This window comes from Acetobacter sp. DsW_059 (genome assembly GCF_002153695.1).
Lineage (GTDB): Bacteria > Pseudomonadota > Alphaproteobacteria > Acetobacterales > Acetobacteraceae > Acetobacter > Acetobacter thailandicus.
Window position 1 is genome coordinate 1 of sequence record NZ_JOPI01000124.1, and the last position, 269, is coordinate 269.

A 269-nucleotide genomic window follows, 5' to 3' on the forward strand; every position below is an offset into this window, starting at 1 on the left:
ATGTCCGCAATCCATATCGCTGCAAGCTTCATCTTCTATCTCAAAGAATGAGTCCTGAGCCTAAGGACTGGTGCGCATCTGCTGAATTGCCCGTGCAGTGTTCACCTCATGGCCTACGCAAGGCAGCGGGGAGAAGGTTAGCTGAGGCAGGATGCACACCTCATCAGATTGCAGCAATTCTTGGCCACAAAACACTAGCTGAGGTGATGAGATACACACGCTCTGCTGAACAGAAAAAAATGGCACAGGAAGCGATGGATAAATTCGAG

1 protein-coding gene is annotated in these 269 nt (G+C 49.8%); it reads left to right on the forward strand.

The window, feature by feature from the left end:
* Positions 1-269: tyrosine-type recombinase/integrase (locus HK25_RS12220; protein ID WP_143296016.1), on the forward strand; the 269-nt coding region annotated here is incomplete at both ends.